This is a genomic window from Nitrospira sp. MA-1 (genome assembly GCA_032139905.1).
GTDB lineage: Bacteria > Nitrospirota > Nitrospiria > Nitrospirales > UBA8639 > Nitrospira_E.
This window is the reverse complement of sequence record JAQJDB010000007.1, coordinates 895,337-921,180: the sequence shown is the minus strand read 5'-3', so window position 1 is coordinate 921,180 and position 25,844 is coordinate 895,337. Positions and strand designations below refer to the sequence as shown.

General features: G+C 50.0%; 21 protein-coding genes. 7 read left to right on the top strand and 14 right to left on the bottom strand.

Annotated elements, in window-relative coordinates; all coding sequences use genetic code 11:
* Positions 1–126: 126 nt before the first annotated feature.
* Positions 127–1,953 (bottom strand): sigma 54-interacting transcriptional regulator, encoded by a 1,827-nt coding sequence (locus PJI16_16985; GenBank protein MDT3779262.1) that lies wholly within the window; start codon positions 1,951–1,953, stop codon positions 127–129.
* A gap of 323 nt (positions 1,954–2,276) precedes the next feature.
* Here PJI16_16985 and PJI16_16980 point away from each other — a divergent pair, with 323 nt between their 5' ends.
* The gene (locus PJI16_16980; protein ID MDT3779261.1) at positions 2,277–3,248 is read left to right on the top strand and encodes a multicopper oxidase domain-containing protein; all 972 of its coding nucleotides are present in this window, start codon (positions 2,277–2,279) and stop codon (positions 3,246–3,248) included.
* A gap of 245 nt (positions 3,249–3,493) precedes the next feature.
* Here the strand turns inward: PJI16_16980 and PJI16_16975 are convergent, their stop codons facing one another.
* On the bottom strand, positions 3,494–3,853 hold the full coding sequence (locus tag PJI16_16975) for a hypothetical protein (protein MDT3779260.1): 360 nt from the start codon (positions 3,851–3,853) through the stop codon (positions 3,494–3,496).
* Positions 3,854–4,067: 214 nt separating this feature from the next.
* Here PJI16_16975 and PJI16_16970 point away from each other — a divergent pair, with 214 nt between their 5' ends.
* A complete protein-coding gene (locus tag PJI16_16970) occupies positions 4,068–4,505 on the top strand; it encodes a YbaN family protein (GenBank protein ID MDT3779259.1) in 438 nt (145 codons plus the stop codon).
* On the opposite strand, the gene elbB is transcribed toward PJI16_16970, so the two are convergent.
* The gene (elbB, locus tag PJI16_16965) at positions 4,437–5,090 is read right to left on the bottom strand and encodes an isoprenoid biosynthesis glyoxalase ElbB (protein MDT3779258.1); all 654 of its coding nucleotides are present in this window, start codon (positions 5,088–5,090) and stop codon (positions 4,437–4,439) included. The genes PJI16_16970 and elbB overlap by 69 nt on opposite strands.
* A gap of 294 nt (positions 5,091–5,384) precedes the next feature.
* Here elbB and PJI16_16960 point away from each other — a divergent pair, with 294 nt between their 5' ends.
* From PJI16_16960 to PJI16_16950, 3 genes are all read left to right on the top strand, one after another.
* Entirely contained in the window at positions 5,385–5,711 is a 327-nt protein-coding gene (locus tag PJI16_16960) for a DUF898 family protein (GenBank protein MDT3779257.1), read from the top strand.
* Between the two features lie 16 nt (positions 5,712–5,727).
* Positions 5,728–6,981: a glycosyltransferase gene (locus tag PJI16_16955; protein MDT3779256.1), complete on the top strand. Its 1,254-nt coding sequence runs from the start codon at positions 5,728–5,730 to the stop codon at positions 6,979–6,981.
* A gap of 131 nt (positions 6,982–7,112) precedes the next feature.
* On the top strand, positions 7,113–7,646 hold the full coding sequence (locus PJI16_16950; GenBank protein MDT3779255.1) for a peptidylprolyl isomerase: 534 nt from the start codon (positions 7,113–7,115) through the stop codon (positions 7,644–7,646).
* Positions 7,647–7,846: 200 nt separating this feature from the next.
* Here the strand turns inward: PJI16_16950 and amrB are convergent, their stop codons facing one another.
* Positions 7,847–9,115 carry an AmmeMemoRadiSam system protein B gene (gene amrB / locus PJI16_16945; GenBank protein ID MDT3779254.1) on the bottom strand — a complete coding sequence of 423 codons (1,269 nt, stop codon included), beginning with the start codon at positions 9,113–9,115 and terminating at the stop codon, positions 7,847–7,849.
* Between the two features lie 188 nt (positions 9,116–9,303).
* Positions 9,304–10,956: a thiamine pyrophosphate-binding protein gene (locus tag PJI16_16940; protein ID MDT3779253.1), complete on the bottom strand. Its 1,653-nt coding sequence runs from the start codon at positions 10,954–10,956 to the stop codon at positions 9,304–9,306.
* Between the two features lie 1,361 nt (positions 10,957–12,317).
* Between PJI16_16940 and PJI16_16935 the strand changes: the two genes are divergently transcribed.
* Both PJI16_16935 and PJI16_16930 read left to right on the top strand, forming a co-directional pair.
* A complete protein-coding gene (locus PJI16_16935) occupies positions 12,318–14,795 on the top strand; it encodes an FG-GAP-like repeat-containing protein (protein MDT3779252.1) in 2,478 nt (825 codons plus the stop codon).
* 276 nt (positions 14,796–15,071) lie between these two features.
* Positions 15,072–15,323: a hypothetical protein gene (locus PJI16_16930; protein ID MDT3779251.1), complete on the top strand. Its 252-nt coding sequence runs from the start codon at positions 15,072–15,074 to the stop codon at positions 15,321–15,323.
* A gap of 347 nt (positions 15,324–15,670) precedes the next feature.
* Here PJI16_16930 and PJI16_16925 read toward each other — a convergent pair whose 3' ends face one another.
* The 9 genes from PJI16_16925 to PJI16_16885 form a co-directional block, all read right to left on the bottom strand.
* The gene (locus PJI16_16925; protein ID MDT3779250.1) at positions 15,671–16,657 is read right to left on the bottom strand and encodes a dipeptide ABC transporter ATP-binding protein; all 987 of its coding nucleotides are present in this window, start codon (positions 16,655–16,657) and stop codon (positions 15,671–15,673) included.
* A 72-nt stretch (positions 16,658–16,729) separates the two neighbouring features.
* Positions 16,730–17,716, bottom strand: coding sequence for an ABC transporter ATP-binding protein (locus PJI16_16920; protein MDT3779249.1), 987 nt, complete (start codon positions 17,714–17,716; stop codon positions 16,730–16,732).
* The gene (locus tag PJI16_16915; protein MDT3779248.1) at positions 17,717–18,709 is read right to left on the bottom strand and encodes an ABC transporter permease; all 993 of its coding nucleotides are present in this window, start codon (positions 18,707–18,709) and stop codon (positions 17,717–17,719) included.
* A gap of 28 nt (positions 18,710–18,737) precedes the next feature.
* Entirely contained in the window at positions 18,738–19,700 is a 963-nt protein-coding gene (locus tag PJI16_16910; GenBank protein ID MDT3779247.1) for an ABC transporter permease, read from the bottom strand.
* Between the two features lie 37 nt (positions 19,701–19,737).
* Positions 19,738–21,870 carry an ABC transporter substrate-binding protein gene (locus PJI16_16905; protein MDT3779246.1) on the bottom strand — a complete coding sequence of 711 codons (2,133 nt, stop codon included), beginning with the start codon at positions 21,868–21,870 and terminating at the stop codon, positions 19,738–19,740.
* Positions 21,871–22,520: 650 nt separating this feature from the next.
* Entirely contained in the window at positions 22,521–22,829 is a 309-nt protein-coding gene (locus tag PJI16_16900; GenBank protein MDT3779245.1) for a Rieske (2Fe-2S) protein, read from the bottom strand.
* 32 nt (positions 22,830–22,861) lie between these two features.
* Complete coding sequence (locus PJI16_16895) at positions 22,862–23,758, bottom strand: Mrp/NBP35 family ATP-binding protein (protein MDT3779244.1); 897 nt, start codon at positions 23,756–23,758, stop codon at positions 22,862–22,864.
* Between the two features lie 198 nt (positions 23,759–23,956).
* The gene (locus PJI16_16890) at positions 23,957–24,160 is read right to left on the bottom strand and encodes a hypothetical protein (GenBank protein ID MDT3779243.1); all 204 of its coding nucleotides are present in this window, start codon (positions 24,158–24,160) and stop codon (positions 23,957–23,959) included.
* Between the two features lie 265 nt (positions 24,161–24,425).
* Positions 24,426–25,826, bottom strand: a complete 1,401-nt coding sequence (locus tag PJI16_16885; protein MDT3779242.1) for a sigma 54-interacting transcriptional regulator — start codon at positions 25,824–25,826, stop codon at positions 24,426–24,428.
* Positions 25,827–25,844: the final 18 nt, after the last annotated feature.

Here is a 25,844-nt window from a genome sequence, read left to right as displayed (position 1 = left end):
TACTTTTCTCAGGTGCTCCGACCGCTCCGAATGTATGACCAATGAGCGAGATCAACCCAAATCAGGAAATAGGGGTGAGGCTTTACCACTATGCCTCACCTCTTTTCTTCTATTCACCAAAGACGTTTACCCTCCCTTCACAATCCCCATTTTTTTGATGCGGGCCACCAGTGTGGTGGGTTTAATTCCGAGTCGTTCGGCTGCGCCGCCTTTCCCATAAATCTTCCAATCCGCTTCCTGAAGAGCCGCCAGGGTATTGTCCCGTTCCCGACGCCGCATTTCTTGTTCGGGCACCACGCTCAAGACTCTGGCCGAAGCCTTGGGCTCCCGGTGCTGTGAGGAGGATCGCCCTTCTCCCGATTGAGGAATATCGAATGACAATCCCTGCTGTCCGGAAAGGATCAGACCTCGTTCAATGACATTCTGTAACTCTCGAACATTTCCCGGCCAGTTATATCGTTGTAATTGCCCCACCAATGCTTCCGTCAGTCTTGGTTGCACACAGTGTAGCTTTTTGGATGTCACTCCGAGAAGATACTCGGCTAAGAGCGGAATATCTTCCTTTCGTTCGCGGAGGGGAGTCATTTCAAGAGGGAAGACATTAAGCCGAAAATACAGGTCCTGCCGGAATCCACCGGTCTCCACCTCCTGTTTTAAATTCTTGTTGGTCGCGGCAATCACTCTGACATCGACATGTCTGGTGCGTTCCTCTCCCACACGTTCATATTGTTGCTCCTGCAAGACCCTCAGGAATTTTCCTTGAAGATCCAAGGGAATCTCCCCAACCTCGTCGAGGAACAAGGTGCCCCCATCTGCAGCTCCAAATCGCCCGGCCCGATCTTTGACCGCTCCGGTGAAGGCTCCCTTCACGTGGCCGAAAAATTCACTTTCAAACAGCTCCCGAGGAATTGAGGCACAATTCACTCGGATTAACGGTTGGTCTTTCCGTTGACTCCGTTTGTGAATTTCCCTGGCAACCAATTCCTTACCGGTTCCGGATTCACCGAGAATCAACACGGTGGCCTCCGTTGGTGCCACAAGATCTATTTGACGGATCACATTGTGCAGAGCCGGGCTTTGTCCCACGAGATCCCCGAAGGCCCCGGCTTCGAGCACTTCTTCCTGCAAGTACCGGTTTTCTGCTTGCAACCGGTTTTGCCGCTCCAAGAGTTCTTCGGCCTGTTTTCGTCCGCTAATATCAACTAGGAATCCTTGGTACCACTGCACAGCTCCTTCCGCATTGCGGATTACCCTGGCATTTTCTGAAATCCAGATTGGTGTCCCGTCCGCCCGATAGACCTGCGACTCAAAATCCGTGATGACATCCTTATGCTCCAGCAACCGACAAAATTCCTCCCGTTTTCTTGGCTCCACATATAGTTGGCGACCGATATCTTTGACGGCTTCCATTAATATTTGGGGGGAGTCGTATCCCAATAAATAGCTCAGGGCGACATTGGCATTGAGGAAAACACCGGCAGGTGTCGCCTGGTAGATCCCTTCTACCGCTTGATTGAAAATGGCACGATATTTTTCTTCCGATTGCTGAAGGGCTTCTTCGGCTTCTTTTCGCTGAGAGATATCTCGAATGATTCCGCTGAAAAAAAGCCGACGCTCTTCTTCCCAGGCCGAAAGCGTGAGTTCGAGGGGGAATTCCTCGCCGGTTCTGCGCAGACCACTCAGTTCCACAGTCTCTCCAAGAATTCGCGTCTCCCCCCTCTTGCTGTATCGCTCAAGCCCGGCTTGATGCGCCAGCCGGTATCGATCTGGCATAAGCATGGTAAGAGGTTGGCCGACGGTCTCCTCACTGTCATAGCCGAAGATGTCTTTGGCCCCCTTGTTCCAGAACAGGATGGTCCCTGATTGATCCGCGATAATAATGGCATCGTGAGACGACTGGGCAACGGCCCGAAACCGCATTTCTGCTATGTAATTGTCTTTTCCATTGTTCATTGACTCGTTGGTCCTTATCCGGTTGTAGGTCTCTTTCATCTATAACCGGGCTACTGAAATGTTGAAAGATAACGCAGCAATAATCATATTAAACAACAATATTATGTTGTTGTTCAGCAAAATATTGCTATGCAACAAATTATTGTTGAATAAAAATTTAAATTAATCAAACTAAAAACTTATAAATCAATAACTTATGAATTTTTCATGAGTGGCACATAATCTGCTATAAAGACTATACATATGGTGTTGCATCTATGGGCATAGATAGGCAGACATCATCTTCAATCATCATATTTATGTTCGTATGAAAGGATTAAAGAATGAAAAATCGACATTCAGGCCGGATGGGATTGGCCATTGCGCTTTTAGCCATGACTGGGAGTGTTTCTACCTTTGTCTCACAAGTCGAGGCCAAGAAAGTCACAGTGGAATTGACCGCAGTGGAAACGGAAGTGGTCATTGACGGCAAAGGCACCACCTATAAAGCATGGACCTTTAACGGACAGGTTCCAGGTCCCGTCGTACGCGTGACCGAAGGTGACCAGGTCCATTTCATCCTCAAAAACCATGAAAATAATAGTCGCCCCCATTCCATGGACTTTCATGCGGCTGAAACGGATTTCCTCGCCAATTATCGCGATGTGAACCCTGGCGAGTCGCTGGAATATACTTGGGAGGCTAAACGGCCAGGAGTCTTTGCCTACCACTGCGGTGCGTTTCCAATGATCCAACATATCGCCCGCGGCATGTTCGGCGCCGTCATTGTTGACCCGAAAGATCCCGCTGCGATGCCAAAGGCTGACCGGGAATATGTGCTGGTGCAATCAGAGTTATTTACGAAAGATCCTGATGACGTCCAGGCAATGATGGACGCAAAAAATGACCATGTCGTGTTCAACGGGGGGATATTTAAGTATGACCCTGTTCATGCCACAAAAGGAGGAGAATTCCTCACCGCCAAGCCGGGGGAGCGAGTACGGTTTTATTTTGTCAACATCGGCCCGAATAATTTCTCTTCACTTCATCCGATTGCGGAAATCTGGGACGATGTATGGGCCAGCGGAAATCCAGCTAACCGCATGCAAGGGGTCCAGACCCAGGTGATCGGTGCGGCAGATGGTGCCATTCTGGATGTCGTCGTAGAACAAAAAGGCGTCTATCCGATAGTGACCCACTCACTGAAAGATGCGCTCACCGGCGCCATTGCTCTTCTTGAAGTGAGTGATGAAGCCGAGAAGCTTCCTCTCATGCCTTCGGTAGGTCCCAAAGCCGCCGAAACAACCAGCAAATAGTAGAAGAGGACACCGTCAGGCTTCCTCTCAAACTGATTGCTCATCTCTTTGTGGGAGGCACCTTCATCGCCTCCCACGAAGAATCGGGCCTGCCCCTACCTTCAAGCCACACATTCTCGACTTTTCTGTCCAACAGTTTTTGCCCGGCCGGGGTACAATCGAAAACACGGCCTCAACAACCTGAGCGCTTTCCCCCAAACAACGCCGCTGCTCAAGTCTGGAAAGACAGGAATGCCTTTACACTCTCAGGTTTCCATCATTTCCAGCCGGGTATCAAATTCATGCCCGCATTGGACACATCGGATACAATCCGATTCCACTAACGGTTCATCATCTCGAATCCCCATTCCCCCGCAATCGGGGCATCGGGCTAAATGAACTTTTTGATCGTCGACCGTTTCATATTGCGTTCCGTGAAGGCAAAACACCGGTTGCCCCTCAAGCACCCATTGCTTCCCGGCCTTATCAATAACGGGCAGAGCAATGTAATGCTGTGCCGCATAACTTTCTTGCTCCGTTCGTGTCGGAAGACCATCTTGAACCAGTTTGTCGGTTTTGACTTCGTAGAGTGCACCCGCTTTGGCAATGACTTTTGTCGGTCCCATCTTCACCTCCTTTAGATGTAAACGCACCGTTTTGAAATCATGTTGCAATTGGCGAACTCCTGGGTGTTTGGTGAATGCCCCTGATCCTCTTTGTTGCCAGACACTCACCCTCCTTTGGCAGCTATCCCCTTTAATTTTTCATGTTTTGAGGCCGAAAACATCTTTATCCGAAAACCTCGAAAGAAACCACTCATCACCAGTAAGGCTCATTCGTATGCCAGTCTCGCCTGTAAGACTTCTGCTGCTGGTCGGAGGGTGGATCAGTCTTGGTCTGGGGCTTTTAGGAATATTTGTTCCACTCGTGCCCACGACTCCCTTTATCCTCCTTGCCGCTTGGTGCTTCTCCAAAAGTTCTCCTCGCCTGCATGCACAGCTACTCAAACAACCCCTCTTGGGCCCAATGATTCAGAATTGGGAACAAGAAGGCAGCATCAGTCGGAATGCCAAGCTCATGGCCACGGCTTGCATCATTGCCCTGTTCGGGTGCTCTCTTCTTGCCTTCCCCTTTTCGATTCTCCTCACCATCTTTCTCGTCTGCATTGGCACTGGAGTCCTAATGTTTATCTGGACTCGACCCAAGCCCTCATGCCATCTTAATCAACTCAGCAATCGCACCACTGACACCGGCAAAAATCTGGTGAGGCTTGGCTGAGCCATACATATAGGCGGGCGTGGTGATAACTTTATTGCTATGATCTACGACATATTTTTCAACCGCGCAATTCTGATGTTTGGCACCGGTTTTTTCTAATTCGGATGCGGTTCCGGCATCTTCTCCGATGGTCACATTAATGCCTTTTTTCCCCAACGCCAATGCCATGATGGCCGGCGCAATACAAATGGCCGCGATGGGCTTATGACTGTCGCTAAACTCTTTCACGATCCTGGCCACCTGTGGATCAATTTGGCCCCCACTCCCCTTTTTTCCAAAATCACAGAGATGCAACGCGGCTCCGAAACCTCCCGGAAATGCCAGGGCGTCAAAATTCTCTGCTTTGAGTTGTTCCAACGACTGAATCTCGCCACGAGCAATGCGGGCGGCCTCTTGCAACACATTTCGCTTCTGTCCGGTGGGCTTTTGAGTGAGGTGGTTCGTTTCTTCAACTTCTTTATTGGGTGCAAAGACCTCATATTCAGCTCCGTTTTGACCGATGGCAATGAGCGTGCTAATGGCTTCCGTAATTTCAGCTCCATCTAAAAACCCACAACCTGAAAGAATCACCGCCACTTTTTTCATAATTTCCTCCTTTTCCCTGAATGCACCGTAGAAGAGACACCAGCTTCAACCCGAACCGTCCAAGTATTTCGGGATAAGTGTTACGCTAGTATGACTCTGGGATGAAGGTCAATCTCTGAATATTCCTGAATTCTCTTGCGAGTCCGGGAACTTCACTCCCTGCTATGTTCTCAAAAAGAATAACGTCTCCTCTCAACTTCCAGCCCGCAGCAAAAGCTTGGTCATTCACCAACCAGTTCTCCCATGGTACGCTGTGGAAAGTTCTTCTATTACACCTTTTCAATGAGGAAACGCATGAATCACCAGCGTTTTGATTTTCGCGGAACAGGTTTCAGTTGTTTATGGTTATTTGTCTGGACGTGGGTGGTGACGGTAATCACCTTTGGTTTATTTTTTCCATGGGCCTATTCCGCTCAACAGCGGTGGATATCGGAACATACCTTCATCGGTAATCGCCAGCTCGCCTTTCAGGGAACAGGAATTGGATTTTTTGGGACCTGGCTCCTGATCATGGTGCTCACGATCATTACCTTCGGACTCTATATGCCTTGGGGCTTTTGCCGGTTAAAACGATGGCAGACCAATAATCTCGCCTTTGCAGATGAGGAATTCCAAGGGTAACTCCTGGTATGCATCAATGACTATTCTTATCCTGGCAGTGGGGAGTTACGGGGATGTGCTGCCCTTGGTGGGTATGGCCCGACAGCTCCGGCAGCGCGGGCATACGGTCACGGTCTTCACCAGTGCCCATTTCACAGAGCTTGTTCAAAAAGCGGGAGTGGAGTTTGTCCCCCTGGGAACGGCCGAGGATTATGACGCCATGGCCGATAATCCCGCGTTATGGCATCCTCACAAAGGCTGGCGACTCATCATGAAGCGGCTGGTCTCCGGCGCCCTGGAAGAAACCTATGGTCTCCTCAAGTCAAAAGTCATCAAAGGAAACACCCTGTTGGTGAGTTCCACCTTGGGATTTGCCGCTCGTCTCATTCAAGAAACCCACCATATTCCGCATGCCACGGTCCATTTTTCGCCGGGCGTCTTTCACTCAGCCCACCAAGCCCCGAAAATTCCCGGCCTGCCACTTCCGGATTGGTTGCCCGTTGCATTCAAACACCACATGTGGAAAATTCTGGATCACACAATCATCGATCCTGTGGTGAAATCTCGGCTGAATCGTTTTCGCCGCCAGCTCGGCTTACCGAGAGTGTCGCGGATCTTCCACGACTGGCTGCATTCACCCGATCTGGTCTTAGGGCTCTTCCCTGAGTGGTTTGCCGCTCCTCAGCCTGACTGGCCTCCAGGAACACATGTCACTGGGTTTCCTCTCTATGATGAAGCTCCGGACAGCGTCCTCCCCGGAATCGTCCAGAATTTCTTGGATGCACACCCGGAACCATTGATCTATACCCCAGGCTCGGCCAATAAACATGGACAAGCCTTTTTCAAGGAGGCGGCCGAAGCCAGCCAGAAATTGGGACAACCGGCGATTTTTCTGACGCGGTATCCGGAACAACTTCCCCCTTCCCTCCCGACGGGAGTGACGCACTTTTCCTATGTGCCCCTTAGTCAACTCCTCCCGCATGCGGCTGCCATCATCCACCATGGAGGCATCGGCACCTGCTCCCAAGCCTTACGGGCAGGAACCCCGCAACTGATTCAACCCCTGGCGTTTGACCAATTTGATAATGCGGCTCGTGTGGAAAAATTAGGAGTGGGTAGGATGATTCGAAAACGAAACTTTAAAGCTTCCAAAATCGTGCATCATCTCCAGACCCTGCTCGGCTCTTCTGAGGTGAAAACGCAATGCCAGAGCCTACAAAAAAATTTCCTGGAAAATGATGATCTCAGTAGAAGTTGTCATCTGCTCGAAACAACTTTCAGAATGGTATGACTACTCGGCGACACGTGAGGGCTGGTGGATGGCCACGTCCTCTTGTCAACATATATTTTTGTAATTACTCTCCACTGAAAGGCCGGTAAAGCTTGATGAACTTTGCAAACACTTGCTAAAGTGCCGGGGTCGTGACAACACCATCTCCCTTACAATTCAAAAAGAAAAATCCAAAAGCCATAATCTCCACGAAATTTGGAGATATTGAAATTCGCTTTTTTATGGATGACGCGCCTCGACATGTGGAAAGCTTCCTTAATCTCATCAACCTGAAATTTTATGATGACACGACCTTTCACCGGGTCGTCCCGCAATTCCTGATCCAGGGTGGCGACCCATTAAGCAAGCATCCAGAGCGGGAACTCCATGGCACCGGGGGACCGGGTTTTAGCCTTCCGCCCGAACCGAGTGATCGACCTCACCGTCGTGGAACAGTTGCCATGGCCAAGGTCCCACGAAATCAGGATGCCACCCGTGATATCTCCGATAGCGGATCGCAGTTCTATATCATCGTAGAAGACACCAGCAGTCTAGATCGCATGTATACGGTGTTTGGCAGGGTGGTGAAAGGAATGGAAGTGGTAGACCAGATTGTCGACTTGCCACGCGATAGCCGGGACAATCCGCTGGAACCCATACGGATGAAGATCAGAGCAGAAGAATAGCCCTTAAGCGGAGTGTTGAATAATACTGATCTCCGAGGGCAAAACGTCGCATCGGCATACGGCCCCCTGGAAGATTTCGGGTCGGTTCAAAAAAGTCCGTCCAGCAAGGCCACAGCCATTTTTCGCGCGGAGCGTACATGTAATACGTGAGCACGGAAAAATGGGGAGAACGCCGCTGGCGGCTTTTTTCAACTGACCCGTTAGACAAACGCGATACTGGCGTATGTCACCGTGGAATTAAACTGATCGGTAATCCCCCGATCATAGCGTAGCACCTGCCCTTTGAAATCCTCTCCATCACGCTTGAGCAGTTTCATCAGGGAAAAAATGACGGAAAACCCTAGAATGCGCCGCTGATTCCCCTCTTTCAAGATAAACTCTGCAAACCCTTCGGGATCAGCTTCTTCCACCTTCTTCAACATTTCAAGATCAATCTGCATACATCGGTGAAATGAAAAATCGGTGGGGGGCGTTTTGTCTCCATAGCGAATTCCGATATGCGCTAAATTGGCGCTGCCAATGACACACACCTGTTGCCCGCTGGCCTGAATCGCGCGTTTGGTAATCGTGAGAAATTGATCAATGCGGTGAAAGAGCTGTTGATACTCCCCGCCCGTAAGCGTATCCGCAGGAAAGTCCACAAGAATAGGCACAATGGAAATTTCCCGCTCTTCACCAAGCGCATGTTTGATAAACGGCAGTTGCAACTCCAGACTATGCTCACGGAGATGGGCAATATCTTCCACAAAAAATGTCTCACCGGTTTCTTTGCGGATCAAGTCGATAATCGTTCGATTAACCGGCACTGTCCCAAACGGCGTTTCAAAATCTTTATCCGTAAAGGCCACTCCCCCTTCGAGACCCGCATGGCAGGTACCGATCAACACCAACACATCGGGGACCTGACCTTCCCGTAATTCCTGATAGCCCCATGCGTAGATGGGCCCGGCATCTTTCAATTCAAAATTTGGGGCGACCAGACCTCTAATCATCTGACCGGCACATTCTGCTTTTCCTTTTTCCGGTCCTTCCTTTGAGGCATAAAACCCGTCGATCTGCGCCCGCAGTTTTGCCGGATCGGCCTCATATTGTTTCCCGGCAAACCCCATCGGCCTCGCATCAAGTTTTCGATAGGCCTCAAAGGCTTGCGCCTGAACCTGTTTCAGTCGATCACCTTCCAAGAATAATTTCTCGTCCAGGTCGCTCACCAATTTTGTGAGACGATCCGGCATCATAAATTCGCCATACTTTTTAAGATATTCAGCACCAACCTGTTCCAGAGAATGGTCCCCATCAAAAAACTGAAACAGATAGAAAAAATTCAGCGGTAACACCAGCTTTTCAGAAGACAGGCCGGAAGGGTCCCACAGCACAATATATTGCTCCTCCCCCTGCTTTAGCGGGGAATATTGCAAATTCCGGAGAACCGGGTAATTTTTGGAATCTTTTTCAACAGTCTCGGTACTCATATAAAAGGTCCTATCCTGGCTGAAAGGAAAAATTTAGTCCTAACCCGGTTCATTATACGGGTGCCTAGATCAGGCCCGCAACCAATCAGGACAAGGGGTTTTGATGAATATCGTGAAAGGGAAAAATGGTAGGGGTTCAACCAAGCCGGGATAAGGAATAAGGGCACAGAGCCCAGGAAAGATTAAGGCTAGTGTCCTGTCATTCGTTTGGCCAATCGTTGGGCGACACGTTTCATGGCGGTGGATCGGTCACCAGGATCAAGCAGCACATTCAACACGTGGACTTGCTTGTGATCATCAACGGCAATGGTCAACGCTTGTACTAAGTCCCCAAACGTGCCCACCCGATGGCCCACGCCTCCACCCAACAAATCACAGATCTTCTCGTACTGCCATTCATATAGGTCATTAAACGGCCCTTCAAGAATTTCCCGTTCGGTCCCATAGCCACGATTATTCAACACCACCACGATTGGAGCCTGCGCATAGCGAATACAGGTGGACAATTCAGTGCCGGTCATTTGGAATGCCCCGTCACCAACTAAGACAAGTGGCCTCAGTCCGGGATCGGCAAACCCCGCACCGAGAGCGGCAGGGACACTAAATCCCATGGAGGTGTAATAGGCCGGAGACAGGAACTCCGCACTCTTTCGAACACGTAGATCGGCCGCAGCAAACAGCGACTCCCCGACATCTGCAATCACCACCGTTTTGTCATTCAGCAGTCCATCCAGATATCCGAAGACATTGCGAAGGGTCACGGCCGCTTCCGGACCAGGTGGGTCAAACCGGACGCTATCGCGTGGCGGGAGCGCTCGTGCAGGGAAAGACGGCAAGGGGGACGCCACCAGGGCTCGAATAAAATCTTCAAAACGGACGTCTTCATATTTATGATGCTTAATGGCAATGGAGTCCGCCGTCGCATGAACAGTCCGGCCTGTCGCCAGGAGCGTGGCATGCGCTTTGGCGTCTTCAACATCAGTGAGCAATGTTCCTAGGGTCAACAGACAGTCAGCGTTTTCCACAAACTCCAGAATTTCTTCCCGTCCCACCAATCCGCCATACACCCCGATATTCAATGGATGGTCTTCGCGAATAACCGACTTCCCCAGCAAGGTCGTGGCGATAGGCACATGCATATGCTCGACCAGTTCGGTCAATTGGTCCTGAAGACCGAACCGATGGATTTCGGCGCCGGCCAGAATAATCGGTCGCTCGGAACCTGACAGAATGCCGCGAACTTCTGCGACGGCTTCTTTAAGGGCGGCCGGGTCACTTTGGCAGGCCGTGACTTTCGGTGGACTCGTTGAAGCCACCTGCACGGGAGTCATCACGAGGTCTCGTGGAATCTCCAAATAGATCGGCCTCTTAAATTGCATTAACGCCTTTAAGGCCCGGTCAATCTCCCGTTCAGCCGTATGAGGGTCATCTAAAACGACGGAGGCCACCGTAACCTTTTCAAAGACATCGCGTTGGGTCGAAAAATCACGAACCATGTGATGAAGGAAGGGATTATTGACTCGTTCATTCAGGCCGGGTGAGCCGGAGATCAACACCACCGGCGACCGCTCGGCATAGGCACAGGCAACGGCATTAACCATATTCAGACCACCGACGCAATAGGTCACACATGCGCCGCCAATCCCATGTATGCGCGCATAGGCATCCGCTGCAAAGCCAGCACAATCTTCCCGGGTTGTTCCGATGTGCCGGATAGGCGATTCTTCGATGAGCTTAAAGAGGGTCAGCACATAATCGCCGGGAATGCCAAAAATATGATGCAGTCCCAGCTTGTACAGACGGTCCAGGAGAAGTGTGCCAATGGTGTAGGAATCACTCATAAGTATTCCAACCCTTTTGTCATTATATCGGAATACATCCTAATAAAAAGAAGGGACGCACTCAATAAATCCACTTATGGAGATTTCAACGAAAAGAAAATCAAGGGGATACTTTCAAAACAATTGGATTTCTCCATTCAGGAATTGGACAAAATCGGCGATGACTCGGTGCTGCCCTAAAACAGATTATCATTCTAAACCCACGGTGAAGGATCTGTGTCCAGAAAGAGAAGCCAGGGCTCAACGCGATCCAACATTCATATGAAGCCTTACTATCAAAAGATTGCTCTCTCCCTCGGGCAACCTACACTTTTATTGTAACCTTCTGCACCATCTAGACGCTTACAATCATTATATAAAAGCAGACACAGCCTCAGTCATTTTCTGGAATACCCCGAGGGCTAGAAAAATTCAATGGAGAGGAAAATTAATGTTGATTTTATTCACGCAAAGAGCAAAGATTCTCCATCACAGGGATTGCATCCTTCGGCAAGGAGGCCGCGCACAGTGGATTAAGACGTTCCCACTCGGGAGGTCGTATGGTGCGGGTACAGAAACACAAAGAGCGTGGTAGGCGGGCGTAGCCCGTTCATCACGTTTTTTTTGGTCTAGTGAACAGGGTAAAGCTAATCACGAATCCATTTATGTTTATTTCCAGCTCCATGTTGACAGGCGACGCGAAAAAGGAGAGCCGCTAATGGACATATCCAAAGCAAGAGTGGCAATTGCTCATGGATCTTGCCTGTTGTCTGCGGGCTCATCCTATTGCTGGGGACGCTTCCGCAGGAAACGAGGGCCCAAACCACCCCATGGGTTGAGGGATCCATCGGCCTGCCGGCAGGGTATGGATAAGGGTTCTCTCTCAGCGGAAATGGGCGATGGGTCGCCTTTGCGTCCTTAGCCGACAACCTAGTTCCGGGAGACACCAACCAGGTCTTCGACATATTTGTGAATGATCGTCAAACCGGAACCATCACGCGGGTGAGCGTGCCTCCGGGAGGGGAAGAATTTGAGACCGATAGTTACCGTGTTGAAGGATGTGGACGAATTAGCTGCACCGATTACGGTGAACGGGACATTAACCTTTTCTCCGTTTTAGGCGAGGAAAAATACAAAAGGTTTTGACCCCAGAGAACCATTTATTTTTGTTGATTTTATTACATGCAAAAAATATAGTTCCACTATGAATAGATTTCCATAAACTCATAAAAGCCATTATTTAAATAAATCTCATGGAAGAGGTTTAACCCAGGGAGGGGTGAGAAATTTTTCTCACCCCTTTTTTTATTTGACCGCCAGCATAAAAGGGCTATAAACACACATCCCTTTATGCCGCACCAGACTCTAAAAGGAGACCGAAAATGAACAATCGGGCAATCAAATTTTCGGCTAAACCCACAAATTCCGCCTTTATTGCTGGCTTAGTTTCTCTATTAGGTATGCTGTTCAACCTAGGCTGGACCAATACAGCAGGTGGCGAAACCGACCTGAATGGCGATGGCAGAGCTGACCTGGTATGGCGCAATACTAGTACCGGCGCCACAGGCCTTTGGCTTATGAATGGGACCACAATAGAGGCCACGGCCTTTCCAGGTGGCGTGCCCTTGGCATGGCAGATCGCGGGCGTAGGCGATGTGACGGGGGATGGACAGGCCGATGTCATCTGGCGCAATAGCAATTCGGGCACGATGGCGATATGGGTAATGAACGGCTTGAGCATCACCCGGACAGGATTCCCCGGCACGACCTCGATAGACTGGACCATTCAGGGGGTCGGTGATTTGGATGGCAACGGCAGGGCTGACCTGGTATGGCGCAATACCAGTACCGGCGCCACGGCCCTTTGGCTCATGAATGGGACCACAATTGGAAACATCGCCTTTCCAGGTGCCATGCCCTTGGCATGGCAGATTGCGGGCGTAGGCGATGTGACGGGGGATGGACAGGCCGATGTCATCTGGCGCGATAGCAATTCAGGCTCGATGGCGATATGGGTGATGAACGGCTTGAGCATCACCCGGACAGGATTCCCCGGCACGACCTCGATAGACTGGACCATTCAGGGGGTCGGTGATTTGGATGGCAACGGCAGGGCTGACCTGGTATGGCGCAATACCAGTACCGGCGCCACGGCCCTTTGGCTCATGAATGGGACCACAATTGGAAACATCGCCTTTCCAGGTGGCGTGCCCTTGGCATGGCAAATCGTGGGCGTAGGCGATGTGACGGGAAATGGGCAGGTCGATGTCATCTGGCGCAATAGCAATTCGGGCACGATGGCGGTGTGGGTAATGAACGGCTTGACCATCGCTAGAGTAGGTTTCCCTGGCAGCGCCCCGACGGACTGGATAATTTCCGGCCGAGGGGACGTACCATCGACGATCATTCAGACAGGCACCGTGTCAGGCCAGGTAACGTCCTCCGCGAATGGTGAAGTGGTAGCCGGCGCCATTATACGCACAACTGCCGGGAATACCACGTCTGCGGCAGATGGCCGTTTTACCGTTGCGGCTGGTATAGGAGAGCGAATTGTAGTTCATGTCGAGGCCACAGGCTTTGCGGAAGCCTTTCCGGTTGTTCGCGTGTCGGCTGGCCAGATGACCAATCTCGGGGTTCGGCTCCTTCCCACTGGAGTTATTGCGTCAATGGCAGTCGCAAATGGCGCCAGCGTGACAATCCCGAATTCGACTGCTCAAGTGCCAATTCCGCCCAATGGCCTTGTCCCAAGGTCCGGAGGAGCATCCGCTGGCACTGTTAATGTGGCGGTCACTCCGATCAACCCTGCCCTTGATATCAACTTGATGCCCGGTGATTTTAGGGGCGTGTCTGCAAGAAACGGATCCCAAGTTCCAATTGAAAGCTTTGGCGCGATGCTAATCGATGTGCGCGATGCAACTGGAACACGTTACAACCTCGCACCCGGGATGACCTCAACCATTCGCATTCCAGTTGGAACCCTTTCTCCCACTCTTCCGCCAACCATTCCGCTCTTCTTCTTCGACGAAAACACTGGATTATGGATTGAAGAAGGCACAGCAGAACTCCAAGGCCTGGCGCCCAATCATTACTATGAAGGGACCGTGAGGCGAATTAGTTACTGGAATGCGGGTCTAATATTTGAAACAGTCGTTGCGGAAGGTTGTGTTCATAACGCAGCCAATCAGCCCGTCCCAAATGTACTTGTGCAAACATTGGGAATCAATTATTCCGGTGCAGCATCAGTCAGAACGGCCGCCGATGGTACTTTTAGGGTTCCCTTACGTCGAGACAGCACGGCAGTTCTTATTGCTCTTGATGGAACTAGACTAAGCAGTACGCTAGCTATTGGCCCTAGCAGTACAAACTTTCCGTTGTCCCCCTGCCTTATTCTGACCTCGCCAACGAACGGATTAAGTATAAAGCTGACGTGGGGTGCTCAACCATCCGATCTCGATTCACACATTTTTTCCCCAAACGGGGATCATGTCTATTTCGCTAACAAAGGGAGCTTTGGGACTCTTCCATTTGCAAGGCTTGATGTCGACGATAGGACTGGGTTTGGTCCTGAGGTAATAACTATTGCACGATTAATGAAGGGAACCTATCAGTATCTTGTGCATAATTTCAGTGGGTCATTTAATCCTGGAATGATTGGTTCTCCTGCGCGTGTCGAATTGACGCGGGATGGTGCATCGACAGTCTATGTGCCGCCATCTGGTGAAGGGACAACTCGGTATTGGCATGTCTTCAATATACTTGTCGATGCTCAGTGTCTTGTGAGCATTGTACCGGTTAATAGATGGGAAAGTGCACCATCTAGACCATCTGTTTCTCCTCCCACGCTCTGCCCGGCAAATTAGGTGATTGGCAAAGAAAAGTGGGGAGATCCATCAGAATCTCCCCACAAATTCATATAACACTAGACCTGCTGTCGGAGTTCGGAAAAGCCGACTAGAATTAACTGCCGTTCGCTGACTTGGAGAGGAGGCATGAAGCATTGATAGGAACGAAGTCGAGCAATACGTTATTCCCCTGAATCACGAAAGATACCTTTTATAATTAAGTGCCCCGTAAAATACTCCAAAAAAATCAATGCTGGAGGAAAACTTTAGAAGGTAGGCAATCCCGTAATTTCCGTGGAACAAGATTCTGCTTTCACCATCTGTCTCAATGCGATACTTGTGGCCGATCTGGGGAACGCGTTGGCACCTGTGCTTTTCCCTAAGTTCCTCAGACAACTGGCAGGGCTACTTCTGGATTATCTGCAGCAATGGAATCGAATAGATCGTGAAGCCAGCGCTGAGCTTCCTCCGTACACCTTATTTCTGCCATGTGCGAATACGGCGCTCCTTATCACACTCCCGTTTAACAGATGTACAGGCCTCTAATCATACTAATCGGCATAGTATACGAAACCCGTCTGCAAAATTCTGCCTAATTGTCGTATGGATTTTTAGCATTGCCAACGCTATCAACAACTGCGCAGTGGTGAGAAAGATAAGGTGTCATCCAAAAGAAGCTAAGATAGATTTCCGATTACCAATGTCGGGAATGACGAAGACGATAACTCTGGCAGCTTTACCTTGGCACAGATCCTTCGCCGGAGGCTCAGGATGACAACGTGGGGATGGCTTCAATGAGTCATGAGGTGTGCGTTCAATGTCGGAATGTTGAAATGGAAAGTTTCACCCATCGAGAGTTTTAGTAGCTAGGAGACTATTGAGCCGGAGTTTCCCTAGGGATACAAGTGGCACCAGACCTGGTGGCCTTTTTCGGGAGGACCGATTTGCGTCAATTTTGGCTCTACTGTTTTGCAGATATCCATCACTTCTGGACAGCGGGGATGGAACCGGCATCCGGCGGGAGGATTTAAGGGCGAGGGGACATCGCCGGGAAGGATAATGCGTTTGGGTGGGGCTGTTGGATCGGGAACCGGATTGGCAGAGAGCAATGCCTGCGTGTAGGGGTGCTTGGGGGTCGCAAAGAGATCCTCAGCAGGAGCGACTTCCGCGAACTTGCCTACATACATGACCGCGATCCGGTCGGCAAGGTATTGCACCACATTGAGATCATGCGTGATGAACAAATAGGAGAGGTCAAATTCCTGCTGGAGGTCACGAAGCAGATTCAGGATTTGCGCTTGAATGGACACGTCCAGGGCTGACACCGCTTCATCACAGACGATGAATTTTGGATTGAGCGCCAGGGCACGCGCAATGCCTACCCGCTGGCGTTGGCCGCCTGAGAATTCATGCGGATACCGTGATTGATGCTCCGGCCTCAAACCCACACGAATAAACAACTGATTCACTTGATCCTGCAGTTCCTGGCCTTTGGCAATCTCATGAATCTTGAGCGGCTCCGCCACAATGGCCCCGATAGTCATGCGGGGATTGAGTGAGCTATACGGGTCCTGAAAAATGATTTGCATCCGGCGACGTGTCTGCCGTAACTCCTTCGAAGAGAGCGCCAACACATCCCTTCCCTCGAAGGTTACCGATCCCGCCGTCGGCTCCATGAGCCGGAGTATACTTCGTCCCACCGTGGTCTTCCCACAACCTGACTCTCCAACCAGGCCTAACGTTTCCCCCTGGTTCAGGTGGAACGTAACATCGTCGACCGCCTGAACCCATGCCGACACACGGGAAAAGAGTCCGCTTCGGACGGGGAAATATTTTTTCAACCCTGTGACTTGGAGTAAGGATTTCGTGGAATCAGTCATCAGTAACGACGAATTCTTAAATTTGGATGTAGAATTTTCTTATAACAGAAATGGTCATGCAGTTCGTTTCCATCATTTTTCTTTTTTTTCATATAACCAACACACGGTTTCATGCGACTCCCCCACTTGCACCGTTGGCGGAGGCTGAAGAGGGCAATGCTCCATCACTTCCGGACAACGGGAAGAAAAATGGCAACCGGGCGGATACTGTAAGGGAGACGGCACGGTTCCCGGAATGGCTTCTAATCTGGCCTGACGTTCACCCGGTCGCGGCAGCGATTTTAAGAGCGCGCTCGTGTAGGGATGGCTGGGATTGCGGAATAATTCTTTCACGGTTGCCCGTTCGGCAATTTTGCTCGCATACATGACAATGACATCCTGGGCAAATTGCGCGACCACGCCCAAGTTATGTGTGATCAGCAAAATAGCCATACCCAAATCCTTCTGAAGAGCCGACAGCAGATCCAGAATTTGCGCTTGTATGGTCACATCCAAGGCCGTGGTCGGTTCGTCGGCAATCAACAGATCAGGTTTACAGGCCAGGGCCATGGCGATCATCACCCGCTGCTTCATCCCGCCGGACATTTCATGGGGGTATTGATCGATACGGCTTTCAGGGGCCGAAATACGCACTTTCTCCAGCAAGCTGATCACTTCTTTTCGAATATCGCGATCCGTTAGGTTCGTGTGAATGTTCAGGACTTCACCGATCTGATCGCCGATCGACATGACTGGATTCAGCGAGGTCATGGGCTCTTGAAACACCATGCCAATGGATTTTCCACGAATCCGGCGCATGTCCTTTTCAGGAAGATCCAGCAGATTCTGCCCTTTGAAATGAATCGTGCCACCAATCACACGACCAGGAGCAGAGATCAGACGCATGATCGACAGGGCTGCCACGGACTTCCCACAGCCGGATTCTCCCACCAAGGCCAGCGTTTGCCCCCCTCGAATGGAAAAGCTCACATCGTCAACGGCTTTGATTTCACCTTTATCCGTGAAAAACGAGGTCCGAAGGTTGGACACCTGTAAGAGTGGATGTACGCTGGATTCCATTTACCGGCTTCGCAATTTCGGATTTAAGGCCTCACGCAGGCCTTCTCCAACAAGATTAAAGGCCAGCACCACCAAAAAAATCGCCAGGCCGGGAATAAAGAATAACCAGGGCGCATCGAACACAAACCCTTTGCCATCCGACAGGATATTGCCCCATGTGGCATAGGGCGGAGGTACTCCAAAACCCAGAAAGCTTAAACCCGACTCTGTTAAAATTGCCGAGGCGACGCCGATTGTGGCTGACACAAACACCGGCGCCAGAGCATTGGGCACCATATGCCGGAAAATAATCCGCCCCTCGGGTATCCCTAATGCTTTAGCTGCGGTCACATAGTCCTGCTCACGGATGGACAAAAACTCCGCCCGGACAAATCGGGCCGTCCCCATCCAACTAAACAACCCAATAATGATCATGATGGTGTAGATGCTGGGCGGGAGGAGAGCCACGGCAGTCAGTATGAGGAAAAATGTCGGGAAACACATCATGGCATCGGTGAATCGCATGATCAGCGTATCGACGGTAATAAACCACAACTTCACGTGCCCGTAAAAACCGGAAAGCCCGCCCAACAAGATGCCAATCCCCAAGGAAATTCCGACTGCCACAAACCCGATAGACAGCGATACAAACGAGCCCTGAAACATCCGGGCGAATACGTCACGCCCCAATTCGTCCGTGCCCATGAGATAGACCCCGCCAAACGGCCGATCTTCCGGAACACTATCTGGAGAAGGCACAGACAGCGGGGGAAGAAATTTATCTGTCAGTCGTACCGCTTCCGGATCGAATACAACCCACCATTCCGTCAGGACTTTCCCGGTCAATGCCATCAGCAAGAGAAGCACGAGGACCCAAAAACCGAAGAGAGCCTGGTAGTCTTTGGTAAATACGCGGAGGAATTCTTCCCATGGCGTTTCCTGTGGAGCCAGGCCTTCCGCATCAAGGGAGGCCACCTTGGATTTAAGTGAAGCGCCGGTCTTTGAGTGATTCATGAAGGGATCGTTACTCTGGTTCTCGTGATTAATGCAGGCGGATTCTCGGATCCACCACCGCATACAGAATATCCGAAATCAAGGTGCCCAATAAGGTCAGAACTGCGGCGATAAAGTTGAGTGTCATGATGATCGGAAAATCTCTTGAAAGAATGGCTTCATAGGCTAGCCGTCCCAACCCCGGCCAGGCAAAAATCTGCTCAAAGATCACGGACCCGCCAATCAACCCGGGGAGCAGAAGACCGAACATGGTCACAAACGGCAGTAGCGCATTCCCCAACGCATGGCCATAAATCACGGTATCCTCCTGAAGACCTTTCGCCCTGGCGGTCCGGACATAATCCTGGCTCAACACCTCTAACATCTGAGAGCGAACATAGCGAGACAGCACCGCGATCCCCCCGATTGCCGTCATGACGGATGGAATGACCAAATGCCAGATACGATCCATCATCTGATAGGCGGGCTGGGCATGCTCCATTCCGAAAGTCTTGATGCTGATCACCGGAACCCCCAACCATCCCACCACCCACAAAATGGCTAAAAATGACAGGAAAAACCCGGGAACCGAAATGAGCGCATACGACGAAAATACGGTCAGCCGGTCATACAGCCCGCCTCGAAATACCGCCCCATAAATCCCGGCAGGAAAAGCCCACGTCCACACCAGAATCGTGGCTAGAATAAATAAGGGCAAAGAATTCAGAAATCGATCCCAAATTTTAGGAAGGACCGGCTGGCTATCCTTGAAAGACTTGAGTTCCCCGGAAGCCAAGTCCCTTATCCAATACGCATATTGCACATAGAGCGGATCATCTAAGTGGAAGGCCGCGCGAATTTTGGCGATATCTTCCGGTTTCATCCGGGGATTCATCGGATCCACTTCACTGGGTTCCCCTGGAGCCAGATGAATAAAGGAATGGGCCAAAAAAGACACAATGACCAGCAGAATCAGCCGTTGCGTCACATTGCGAACAATAAAATTCCACATGGTAGATCTGTTGTAACCTGAGAGCCTATCGTATGACTTAAAAGTCCGGCGTCAACTCCAATTTTCGCCATTTTTTGAAATAAAACGTGATGTCCCCGCTTTTGGTGGGATAAATTTTCTTGAACTGTTCTTTCCCATCCGGCCCTTCCTCGACCAGCACAATTTTCTTATCCAACACCCTGGTGCTTAAGGGCGCGTAGAGGAAGGTATAGGGCTGATCCTTATGAATCAACCGATGTAGCTCATGCGTCAATTCCTCTTGTCGATCTCTATTGTATTCCTGGCGGATTCGGACAATGAGTTCGTCAGCTCGTGGGTTCTTGTACCCTACAAAATTCAATTGTTGTGGCCCTGCCTGGCTGGAATGCCAAATCTGATAGAGATCGGGGTCAATGGTCATGCTCCAGCCTAGAACGACCGCATCAAAGTCTCCAGTATTCACAAAATCGTTCAAAAACACGGCCCATTCGAAGACCTGCGTGTTCACTTTGACGCCGATTTTTTTCCAGGCATTTTGCGCAATGGTCATCAAATTTTTTCTGATGGGATTTCCATTATTCGTAATCAATGTAAACTCAAAAATTTTTCCATCCTTTTCGAGCCAGCCATCCCGATTCATGATCCATCCGGCCTTTTCAAAAATCGCACGTGCTCCTTGTGGATCGTAAGGAAGCGGTTGAATGGACTGATCATACCATTCGGTATTTCGGGGATAGGGTCCGGTCGTCCGTTCACCTTCTCCATACACAAGATAGGTGATGATCTCATCAACATTAATCGCCATTCCCAAGGCTGTCCTGATCATCGGATCGGCAAATAAGGGTTTTCGGTTGTTGTAGCCGATATAGTTGTAGGCAAATCCCAGACTGCTAAACCATTGATAGGTCGGATCGTTTTTATAACGGTCGACCTGATGGGGCTGCGCGCCATAAAAATCTATCGCACCCGTCCGGAATTCCACTTCCTGGGTGAACAGTTCAGGAATAATGCGCATATAATAATCCTGATATTGTGCGGGTCCCTCCCAATAGTCCTCATACCGTCGAAGATGAATAAATTCATCTCCCTGCCATTCGACAAACTGAAAGCTTCCGCTGCCGATAGGTTGCCGATTAAACTGACTCTCTCGAATCCCGAAAGCCTTTTGCGCCTCCTCCGACAATCCTCGCTCCTGTTTCTCCCTGTTTAAGGCTTCAGCATTGAGAAGATGCTCGGGAAGAATCCCCATCATCCACGCATTGATGGCAGGGGAATAGAGGCGCTTGTAAATAATTCTGACCGTATAGGGATCCACGACTTCCACCGTTTTAATCGGCTCAAAGTCCGGAGTCCGGGGTGACAAATTTTTGGGATTCATGATGGCTTCATACGTAAACTTCACATCTCCCGCATCAAACACATGCCCATCATGGAATTTCACGTCCTGACGAAGATGAAACAGGATCGTGGGATTGTGTTCGCCCACGGGAAGAATATCCGGAAATTTGGCCCGCAGGGGTTCCTCCAACTCCTTTGGAACCAGCTCTTGAGGATGAACCAGTTCGTCATAAGGAAAGTGCTCAAAGTACCGCTCACCGAGAACCGGCTGTAAACGGGTGAATAAATCCTGGTCCACCTCCGAGAGCGTCAACGCCACTCGTTCCGGTACCTCAATGCTCACGGAAATGTCTTTGAGTTGGGGTTTGCCTTCCGCATCGGGCAGAAGGAGTGAAATAGATTCTGATCGTTGGGCCGAGGGTAATAATTCAATGGATTGCACCCTATCCTGTAGCCCCTCAATGGTTCCATTCTTCCAAGCCTGATGAATCTTCTGAAAGAGCCCGTCCCCTGTCACTTCAGTCCCATCCGGAAAACGGTGATGCGGGTTGACCAGGACATAGGCTCGCTCCGTAATCTGCCAATCGGTGGCTAATCGGCTCCGAAGCTTCAAGTCTTCATCTAAATCCAGCAGCCCTTCAAACACGTGGCTCACAATATTGGAACTAGCTGAATCCGCATTCAAGATAGGATTGAGAATTTTGGCATCCCCGATGGACGCTTCAATGTAGGTCACGAGTCGATCGGGATTGCCGGCCGCCTGGTTTTCGTAGGTAGGAACCCAAAAATAGGATTGAACCAGAAAAATGACCAGGGTCAGCGGGATGAACAGCAAAAGACGTTTGACAAGCATAGAGGTCTGAATGAACCCGATCCAGTATAATGCCTCAATGTTATCAAGAACCCAAAAGGGATGCTATGCCTGATTGATCGTAATCCAAAAATCATGACGCCGGAGGTGAAATATGCGCTCTAACATTTAGAAACATTCCGACATTCCTATGGATAAATATTCAAGTTGATCGTTCCTGGGTCCCCCTCCTTTGTGAGGTTTTGTTCCGAAGAGGATCAAAGACGGAGGGGAGGTAGCCTTTGCGGAGCCTTCATTGGTTTTATCCAGCGGTGTTCGCCCGATAACCCACGGACTCTACCTCCCCGACCTCTTCTTACAAAGGAGAGGAATTTCAAGCCAATGGCAATCGAAAGAAGAGCACGAAAATGGGCGTGACCCACGGAAAATCCTAATAAACCCAAATTTAATAAGGGGAAGGGGAAGAAGTGCGAGGCTATGCCCAAAACCGGGCATACGGTTTAGCTGTCTGATTGGATCTGACTTAGACAGGAAGGCATGAGAAAAAATCCTAATGACTTATGAGGGAAAGGCGATACATGACGGAGATGTGGTCGGGTGAGGCCTTTTATGACCTGCACCTCTCCCGCCAATTGAGATGTGGGATAGCTGCTCATGGCCACGGTACCATTATAAGTTGGCCTTTTCTACGCCTAGGACAGATCTACTTTGACTTCTCCATTTTCGACGACGGTCGGGTAGGTTCTCACATGACTGGAGGGATTATTAACACAATGGCCGGTTTTCACATTGTACTCCCACCCATGCCAGGGACAGGTCACCGTCTCCCCTTCGACATCGCCCTCGCCTAAAGGACCGCCTCTATGCAGACACGTGTTATCGATGACATGAAAGGCTCCATCCACTTTAAAGACGGCCAAACATTTTTCACCGGCCTCCACCACCATACCTTTTCCCTCTTCAACTTCCTCTATTTTCGCGATACGCACTAACTCCGACATAGGTCCTCCTCAATGCCAAAGAGCCTGTCCACTTAAGATTTCTTCAAGGGATCTGTAATTTTTTTGAGTAAACTGGATAAGGAGGGCGCAGCATCGCCGTTTCCTTTTTCCGCATTGTCGATATTGGCTGTAAGGGATTTTGCAATCTGAAGAAACGCCTGAGCTTGAGGGGACGAGGGATCATTGCTCACAATCGGGGTGCCTTTGTCTCCTCCCTCCCGAATGGCCGGATCAATCGGAATCCGTCCCAAAAATGGAATCTCAAATTTTTGAGCAGCGCGCTCGCCTCCTCCTGTCGAAAAAATTTCTGTCCGTTCGTGACAATGCCCACACACAAAATAACTCATATTTTCAATCACGCCGAGCAACGGGACATTAACTTTTTTGAACATCGTCATGCCTTTTCTCACATCCTGAAGAGCCACTTCTTGAGGAGTGGTCACAGTAATGGCTCCGGTCAACGGCACTAATTGTGACAAGGTCAACGGCACATCTCCCGTACCAGGGGGCAAATCGATCAGTAAATAATCAAGTTCCCCCCATACCACATCACGGAAAAATTGCTGGATTGCCGAATGGACCATGGGTCCCCGCCACACCACAGGCGTGTCTTCCGGAACAAAAAATCCCATGGAAATGACTTTGACACCCTGCCCCTCGGCAGGCAGAATTTTCTCCCCTTCCTTCCCCGGCTCTTTCGTCACGCCGATCATCATAGGGATATTCGGTCCATAAATATCCGCATCCATTAACCCTACCGCGTAGCCCTGCTGCTTCAGCGCGACCGCCAAATTCACCGTGACCGTGGATTTGCCCACGCCGCCCTTGCCACTGCTCACCGCGATGATGTGTTTCACGCCCGGCAATGGATTTCCTTCAGGTTGATTGGGTGGGGTCGCGGGACCAGCCGGGTTTTGTTCAGCAGCCATTCGACATTCTCCTTATTTCACAGACACTCATAAAAATTTCCCATGTGCGAGGCTTTTTTCGATCTTTTAGCTCACTCAACATTAGAACATGAATCAAAGAGAACCCGAAACCCTCAAGGAAGAGAGTTTCGGGCCTTTCTCAACAGACACACAATGACAATAGGAGGGTACGAACAGAAATACGAAGGGCAGAAACACCTACCCTAGCTGCGTGGCAAACTTTTTACGCGATCGCCCGATGAGGGGTTCATGATGATGCCGACGATTTTCAGAAATCACGGGATCCAGGATTTCACCACAGGTAATACACCGCCAACCCGAAAAATACATGGCGCCGGATTCATCAGCCACATCACCAAACTTATCTTGAATCATTATTCCCTGACAACGTGGACAATCCATTTGAAGCACTCCTTCTCACTGAAAAAAGAATAATAATATCAATGCGTATCTGAGTTAATTAGAAAAGCAATCCATATGCCGTAATATATTCCCCACAAGCACTTAATTAATAAAGACTTTCTATATTTCCCGCTTTCCTCGATGTTTCAAAATGAAACCAATAAAACTAAATTGTGCGAATCATCAATGTATAAGACATTGAAAATATAACACTTAAATACGAATGGCACAACTAGGTAACAACCAAGTCCACAATGAAACACTCCTAAATGACCTGAGTTATTCCAAATTGTTTGACCTTCCGCCACAAGGTCGATCGACCAATGCCTAACTGCTGAGAAGCTTCTTTCAACCGCCAACCTGACTTTTCCAACGCCCGGCAAATGGCTTGTCGCTCCAAGGCTTCCAGTGTTTCGGAATCGGTCCATTCCCGATGTTCCCAACAATACCGATGGAGGTCGGCTGGAAGATGCTCAAATTGAATCGTATCCTCTTCACAGCACACAAAGGCATGCTCAATCATATTTTGAAGTTCCCTGATATTGCCGGGAAAGGGGTACTGACTGAGAGCCGTTAAGCATTGCGGAGACAAACTGATGACATGCTTGCCCATTTCACGGTTAAATTTTTCGAGAAGGTGATTCACGAGTAGGGGAATATCTCCCGTTCGCTCGCGCAGTGGAGGCAGCTCCATGGGAATCACCCGTATACGAAAATACAAATCTTCCCGAAATCGTCCTTGCTGAACAGCTTCTTCCAGATTCCGATTCGTGGCCGCCACCACCCTCACATCCACTGTGACCGTGTCATTGGATCCAACTCGTTCAAACTGTCCCCGTTCAAGAACGCCCAACAACTTCACTTGGGTGGCAACACTCATCTCCCCGATTTCATCAAGGAAGATCGTCCCGCCATTGGCAATTTCAAATCGGCCCGGTTTATCAAAATAGGCATTGGTAAACGCCCCTTTGACATGACCGAATATTTCACTCTCCAGAATTCCCTCAGATAGACTTGAGCAATTCACCACTACGAAGGGGGCATGTTTTCTCGGGCTATGGGCATGTAATGCACAAGCAATTAACTCCTTGCCCGTTCCGCTTTCTCCAGTGATAAGGACCGAGGATTTCGAAGCGGCAACGATGGGCAATTTCGCCATAATGTCCTGCATACGAGGACACCTACCAACCATATTATCCAGTTTGGTCTGCTCTCCCAGCCGATGCTTGAGCTGCGAGACCTCTTCTACCTTGGCGCTTAACTCACGAAACAGCGAGATATCTCTGATGACTTCGATTAACCCGATCAGCTTTCCTTCCTTATCCAATAAAAAGTCGGTATTGATACTCACCGGAATATGTACGCCATCACGTCGACGAACCACTGCTTCAAAATTCGACACCCGCTCTCCCTGAAGCGCCCGCTCTAGGACACATTCCTTGGTCGAGCAAATATTGCTTTGGATCAGCACATCACAGGCTAAGAGTGTCCCCGCTGCATCGACTTTGTACCCCAGCATTTTCTGCATCGCCCGGTTCAAAAAGGTCACCCGTTTCTGCAGGTCAATCGTTATCACCCCGTCACTTATGCAATCCAGAATGATTTCTGCACCATTTGAACGGGACGATGATCCAATTTCATCCATGACGTCTATGCCTCTCGTCAAGATAAAGACTTCCGGTTA

Bases quoted from the DNA above. Each gene is read 5' to 3' on its own strand.
- amrB (MDT3779254.1), bottom strand. From the start codon at position 9,115: ATGAGTACCGAGACTGTTGAAAAAGATTCCAAAAATTACCCGGTTCTC.
- PJI16_16910 (MDT3779247.1), bottom strand. From the start codon at position 19,700: ATGTGGAATTTTATTGTTCGCAATGTGACGCAACGGCTGATTCTGCTG.
- PJI16_16915 (MDT3779248.1), bottom strand. From the start codon at position 18,709: ATGAATCACTCAAAGACCGGCGCTTCACTTAAATCCAAGGTGGCCTCC.
- elbB (MDT3779258.1), bottom strand. From the start codon at position 5,090: ATGAAAAAAGTGGCGGTGATTCTTTCAGGTTGTGGGTTTTTAGATGGA.
- PJI16_16960 (MDT3779257.1), top strand. From the start codon at position 5,385: ATGAATCACCAGCGTTTTGATTTTCGCGGAACAGGTTTCAGTTGTTTA.
- PJI16_16985 (MDT3779262.1), bottom strand. From the start codon at position 1,953: ATGAACAATGGAAAAGACAATTACATAGCAGAAATGCGGTTTCGGGCC.
- PJI16_16925 (MDT3779250.1), bottom strand. From the start codon at position 16,657: ATGACTGATTCCACGAAATCCTTACTCCAAGTCACAGGGTTGAAAAAA.
- PJI16_16895 (MDT3779244.1), bottom strand. From the start codon at position 23,758: ATGGCTGCTGAACAAAACCCGGCTGGTCCCGCGACCCCACCCAATCAA.
- PJI16_16940 (MDT3779253.1), bottom strand. From the start codon at position 10,956: ATGAGTGATTCCTACACCATTGGCACACTTCTCCTGGACCGTCTGTAC.
- PJI16_16905 (MDT3779246.1), bottom strand. From the start codon at position 21,870: ATGCTTGTCAAACGTCTTTTGCTGTTCATCCCGCTGACCCTGGTCATT.
- PJI16_16935 (MDT3779252.1), top strand. From the start codon at position 12,318: ATGAACAATCGGGCAATCAAATTTTCGGCTAAACCCACAAATTCCGCC.
- PJI16_16955 (MDT3779256.1), top strand. From the start codon at position 5,728: ATGACTATTCTTATCCTGGCAGTGGGGAGTTACGGGGATGTGCTGCCC.
- PJI16_16980 (MDT3779261.1), top strand. From the start codon at position 2,277: ATGAAAAATCGACATTCAGGCCGGATGGGATTGGCCATTGCGCTTTTA.
- PJI16_16900 (MDT3779245.1), bottom strand. From the start codon at position 22,829: ATGTCGGAGTTAGTGCGTATCGCGAAAATAGAGGAAGTTGAAGAGGGA.
- PJI16_16890 (MDT3779243.1), bottom strand. From the start codon at position 24,160: ATGGATTGTCCACGTTGTCAGGGAATAATGATTCAAGATAAGTTTGGT.
- PJI16_16920 (MDT3779249.1), bottom strand. From the start codon at position 17,716: ATGGAATCCAGCGTACATCCACTCTTACAGGTGTCCAACCTTCGGACC.
- PJI16_16975 (MDT3779260.1), bottom strand. From the start codon at position 3,853: ATGGGACCGACAAAAGTCATTGCCAAAGCGGGTGCACTCTACGAAGTC.
- PJI16_16970 (MDT3779259.1), top strand. From the start codon at position 4,068: ATGCCAGTCTCGCCTGTAAGACTTCTGCTGCTGGTCGGAGGGTGGATC.